This window comes from Lacinutrix sp., assembly GCF_023299985.1.
In the GTDB taxonomy this organism is placed as follows: Bacteria; Bacteroidota; Bacteroidia; order Flavobacteriales; family Flavobacteriaceae; genus Lacinutrix.
In genome coordinates, this window is record NZ_JALZVX010000132.1 from 1 (window position 1) to 6197 (window position 6197).

A 6197-nucleotide genomic window follows, 5' to 3' on the forward strand; every position below is an offset into this window, starting at 1 on the left:
AATACAAATATGTAACGAAACCAATATTAAATTTAAATTTATTTAGTGAACCGTAGATTTCTCTTAGTAAACAGTAAACAAAAAAGGAAAGCCATTTAAGACTTTCCTTTTCTAAAACAATTATAACCTAAATGTTTAATTTTTAATAAAACGTTTTGTGATCTGTTGATTTGTTGAACCTGTTATTTTAATTAAATAAACGCCATTTTCTAAAGCTGAAACATTGATAGCGTTAGATTGTGTTTTAATAATTCTTGAACCTAAAAGATTATAAACTTCAACGGTTTTAATTTCTATTTTAGATAAAATATTTAAAGTTTCACTTGTTGGGTTTGGATAGATTTTCGTATCATTTAAAGCCACTTCAAAGTCCAAAGTTGATAATGTTGAGACATACTCATAAGCTCCCATGTCTACAGTCGTATTAAAAATACGTTGGTTACCATTTAAATCTGTTGTAATAGTTGATGGTAAAAACTGGTTATCTCCTGCATCTATAGTAGGTGAGTTACTTAGTTGCGTAAAATCATTAGTTAAGGGATTCGTAAAATTAGGATCTGAATTTAAAACATTCATTTTATCTGTTTGATTTCCAAAATTATCTTGCGACAACGAGTTACGAATAATGACTGTATTTGCAGGAGCAAAAGTTCCGTGAGTATCTACTGCTATATTATTTCCACCATTATTCCATAAAATACTATTATAAACTTCAATATTTGTTGTACCGTTTACACGGGTTCCAGAAATTAATCCTGCTGGTGTTGTATTGCCACTATTAAAAACCGACTGACTGATTGTTAGGTTTATAAATTTACCATTGTTTATACCACCAGCTAAATCAGAACGCAACCAAAATAAAGATTTTATTGAAGGTGCACCTTCCGTTGTGTTTGGATAAACACTCACAAACGTTGTACGATTATCAAATATTAAACAATTAATAAATGTAGAATTAACGCCTGAAGTAGAAAGTGGATTTGCATAGTAATATATAGTAGCAAAACGTCCTAAATTTCTATCAAAAACACAGTTTGTAAATACATAATCAGATGGTAAACTTGTGTTTGTACTTTGGGTTCCAAAAATAATACCTCCATCAAAAACACGATTGTAATTAAATCTCACATCATTTACATTAAGTGATCTTGCGTTTTCTTTAATATCTATTGCTGAGCCACGACGATCCTCACCTGTTCCTCCATTTGCATTACCTCCTTTAATTGTTAAACCATCTATTATTACATTACTACCAGTAACAGTAATTACATGATAAACATTATCTGATCCTAAACTATTAGATGCGTTATGATCTAACAATACAGTACCATCGTCATTATCGCGGTCGCCATCAATTATAACTATATTAGTTGCAGGATCACGGTCTTCTCTTAATGTTTCCGTACCATCAAATCCTCCATAAATCTTTTGATTTTCAGTAACTGTAAATGTTATCGAGCGAGCACCACTAGCCGCAACATAACGGCCAGCCACTATCCAAAATTCTCCTGTTGGGTTATCTAAGAGTGCAGTTGCTAAATCTATGTAAGCATTTGACCAACTACTGCCATCATTTGCTCCAGTTGCTTGAGCATTAACAAATACTTGAGTAATGCAATTAATGGAGAAACTTGTTTGAGAGTCAATATTGGTAAAATTTGTATTTGCATACGCTAAATCATCAACCTCTATACAATTCAAATTAGAATTTTGTGTTGCATCAAAATTAGCAATAGCGGTATTATTTCCATTTTTAATAAATAACTCTTCTAAATTATTATTAGAAACATCAAAATCTGTTATCTGTCCATTATTTGAAATACTAAAACTTATCAAATTATTTGTATTTGCATCCAAATTTGTTAAACTCAATAATGGTATAACATTTAATTCAGTCAAATTATTTGAGCTTAAATCTAAAACGGTTATCGCTACATTAGCAAGTAAGTCAATTGCGCTTAATTGGTTATTACCTAAATCTAAATCTGTAATAGAAAGATTGGTCATTAAGTCTATAGAAGCTAAAGCATTAGTATTAAGATTTAACTGCGTAACAACACCGTTGCTTGGTAACATAATTGTAGCTAATTGGTTATTGCTAAGGTCTACATCTGCGATAAGATTATTATTACTTAAATCTACAGTTGCAATTTGATTATTAGATGCTTCTAATAAAGTAATGTTTTTAAAAGCTTCAATACCTATTAATGATGCTATTCCTAAAGAAGGCACTACAATAGTACCAGAATAATCTAAAGCTTCATTAATTTGAATTTCTGTATCTGCATTTGTATTTATTGCTGCATTATTAACAAGTGCTGCTTTAAAAGCAGTATCTGGAATATTTAGTATTAGATCGGCTTCAGTAACTTCAAAAGCACCTAAATCTACATTATCTACAACTCTTGGGTTCCCTAATAAGTCCAAAGAATTTAGAGCTGTTACAAATTGATTATCTCCAAAGTTAACTGCAGGAGAAATATTAGGTATTGTAAAATCGTTACTGCTTGAGTCAGTGAATAAAGGATCTACAGACAATATATTTTGCTTATTGCTATTACTTGAGAACCCATTATTTGCCAAACTATTACGAATAACAACAGTACCAGCTTGTTGAATGTTATCTGCTGTTGATGCATTTGCATATAAATTATCCCAAAAAATAACATTACTTATGTTGGCATCAAATGATCCACCAATACTAGAGTTTAATAACGTAGTAATTATATCATTCCCGCTTGTGGTATTATTAGTAATGGTACAATTTATATAATCAACAGTTTGATTTCTATTTTTATCTTGTCTATGCCAAAATAAACCTCCGGAAACACCAGTATTATTGGATTTATTATTATAAAATAGTGAAGATTCAAAACGTACAGTCAATTGTCCACCGTCAGCACGTCCGTAAAAAATTGTAGCAGCGTCACCTTCATTATCTCTAATTTGACAACGTATTATATTTAATTCTACTATACCACTTGGGTCTAGTGCCCGGATAGATCCACCTAGAGTAGAATTTCTTTCTATTATACAATTATCTACATCTAGAATACCTCCTGCAACTACGTCAATTGCAGCACCACCTCGTTCTGTTGACGTAGGACCATTTGCATTACCATTAGCAATAACTAAACCGTCAAGTTTAACATCTGCTCCATTAATTATTACCACACGATAAGAATTATCGTTTCGCATTGGATCTGTAAATGAAAATACAGTAGCATCATCGTTATTTAAATCTCCTGAAAGTGTTGTTATATTATTAACAATGTCACGTTCAGCAAGTAACGTTTCAGTCCCATTAAAACCACCATATACTTTTTGATTGGCTGTTAAAACAAAACTATCTGTCCTAGAGTTACCTGGCGAATATGTTCCTGCTTTTACCCAGAACGTTTCAGATAAATTATTAAGTAATGCATTATTAAGATTTGTGTAAGCATTTGCCCAAGATGACCCATCATTTGCTCCTGTAGCATCAAAAGCAACATAAATAGCTTCTTTTGGTGTAGTTACAGAACCTGCAAATAGATAATCACCTGGTGTTCCGCCACAAATACCGCGTACAAAAACACTATACTCTGTATTCGGACTTAATCCTGAAATACTAACGCTTGGTGAAGTCAGTCCACTAATAGCAGTTGCTCCAGAAGAACCTTGTGCAGTCTCGTAATAGCTAACATCCCAAATGGTTGCAACAGTATTTGCTTGCCAATCTAATTGTACAGAAAATGTATTTGCATTACTGTATGCAAAACTAAACGGATCGCAAGGATCTACTGTACTTTCATACGCTCCCATGTCGACAGTTCCATTATTTACCCTAACATTACCTGCTAAATCTAAAGCAGCTGTATTAATTATATATTGGTTATCTCCAGCATCTCTTGCAGGTGAAGAAGACGGAATGGAAAAATCTTGAAATGACGGATTAGTAAAAATTGGATCAACGTTTAAAACATTTTGCTTATTGCTAATATTCGTAAAGCCTAAAGGAGATAAACTGTTCCTTACAGCCAAAATATTGGGTGCAGTAAATCCGGAAGAGTTACCAACAGCTCTTATTTCAGAACCTGAATTTAAGTTTTGCCAAAAAATAGAATTATTTACATTAACATTTAAGGTTGCAAAAGGATTTCTATCTGTCCTTAAAACTGGACTTGTAGTAGCAAAAGTGTTTTCGCTAAACGTACAGTTATTGACTTTAAAATTTTGTGTAGCACTATTATTGTCCTGTCTTATCCACACCAAGGAACCATCTCCATTTGTACCATCAGTATTTACCGCACTGTTGTTAGCGAACAAACAATTTTCGAGATTTGTGATAATATTATCGGCAAACGAAGCTCTAACATATAAAGCAATAGCGCCACGACCTACGTTGTTAACAAATTTAGTTTGAAACACATTAATACTCCCAGAATGACCTCGATCAATATCATTAATTAAACCAAATCCAGCGCTTGTATTGTCTTTAACAGTACAATTAACTAAAGTAAATGTAATGTTTGCTGTTCCGTTTAAAGCAATTAATGCACCTGCTTGTGTACCAGCTGTTGTACCATTGGCATTAGCACTTGTTAATGTAAAGCCATCTATAGTTATAACAGGACCAGACATTGCCAACAATCTATAACTATTATCATCTCTTAAAGGATCTCCATAAACAACTGTTGTAGGATCATCATTATTTAAATCTCCAGATATTATGGTTACATTTAACTCTGGATCTCTTTGAGATAGAATGGTTTCAACTCCAGAAAAACCACCGTAAACTGGCACTCCACTTCTTATTCCTATAACATTAGTTCTGGCACTATTGTCTGGCGTATAAGTTCCATCTGCAACCCAAATTTCTCCTGCAGTAGTCGCTGTAGTTGCTGTATATAATTCTGTGTAAGCATCTGTCCAAGATGTTCCATCATTGTTTCCTGTGGCGTCTTTATCTACATAGACTTGAGCAGTTAATAATTGATGTGAAGAAAAAATAAACAACACCAATATTAGTAATCTTGTTTTCATAATTTTAAGGTTAATTTTAATTAGACCACAAATATGAAACACTCACGTAATATTATACTTAACTTTTTAGTGAACGGTAAGTTTTTACTAATGAGCTGTAAATAAAAAAGAGCAACCAAATGGTTGCTCTTTTAGGTTTTAAAACACACGATTTATAATCTCCATAAACTCGTCTTTTCTATCTCGTGCAATAGGGATACTTTTATTGTTACTCATTATTACTTGTAGTCCATCTTTTTTAATAATCTCGTTCATGTATTTTAAGTTTATTAAATAAGAGCGATGCGGCTTGTAAAACAATGGTTTATTAGATAGCTGGTCTGTGAAATGTTTTAAGGTTTTACAAATAAGCTCTGTCTTTCCGTTTTGTAAATACACTTTAGTGTACACGCCATCTGCTTCAAACAACAAGATATCTTCATGCGATACAAACCTAATGCCTTTTGGCACTTCTAGTGCTATTTTATTTAAAGCCAGTTGCTGAAAATTACGTTCTAAATTTAATAGTTTTTCTTTTACAAAATTTTCTTCATTGTTAACCGAAGCTTTTAAAACGGCACTTTTAATCTCTTCAACATCTATTGGTTTCAATAAATAATCTACTGCAGATAGTTTGAAAGCGTCTATAGCATAATGTCCATAAGCGGTTGTAAATATAATTTGAAAATTTACAGCATCGTTTTTAAAAAACTCCATGATTTGCAATCCAGAATGGTTAGGCATTTCGATATCTAAAAAAACAATATCTGGCTGTTCTGCTTTTATAATTGCTACGCCATCTACTAAATTTTCTGCTTCAAAAACTGTATTTATTTCTGGACATTCTTCTTCTATTAAAGTATGCAGAATGCGTCTTGCGCGTTTTTCGTCGTCTATAATTATCGCTTTCATAATTTAATAGTTAATGCGTTATGTTCATTTTAATAGTCACTTTTGTTCCTGCTACTTTCTCGTTTTTATCTAGAACATCTTCAATTTCTAGTTGCACTTTTTTATTTTGACTGCTATTCAATAAATCTATTCGTTTTTGGTTAGCAGATGTTGCAAAAGATTTGTGGTTATCTAAACGTTGATTTTTTATTATTGCAGATGCTTTTCTTCCAATTCCATTATCTATAATCTCGCAGATTAACTGATTGTTTTCTTGATTTTTTGTGAAATTCAATTGCAAT

Annotated in this window: 2 protein-coding genes and 1 pseudogene; all 3 read right to left on the reverse strand. The window is 32.2% G+C overall.

Features of this window, described 5'->3' with window-relative positions:
* Positions 1-135: 135 nt before the first annotated feature.
* Complete coding sequence (locus Q0C58_RS07135) at positions 136-5025, reverse strand: choice-of-anchor Q domain-containing protein (RefSeq protein ID WP_290699293.1); 4890 nt, start codon at positions 5023-5025, stop codon at positions 136-138.
* Positions 5026-5163: 138 nt separating this feature from the next.
* Positions 5164-5916: a LytTR family DNA-binding domain-containing protein gene (locus Q0C58_RS07140; RefSeq protein WP_290699296.1), complete on the reverse strand. Its 753-nt coding sequence runs from the start codon at positions 5914-5916 to the stop codon at positions 5164-5166.
* 10 nt (positions 5917-5926) lie between these two features.
* Positions 5927-6197 (reverse strand): annotated as a pseudogene (locus Q0C58_RS07145) (hypothetical protein); the annotation flags it as partial.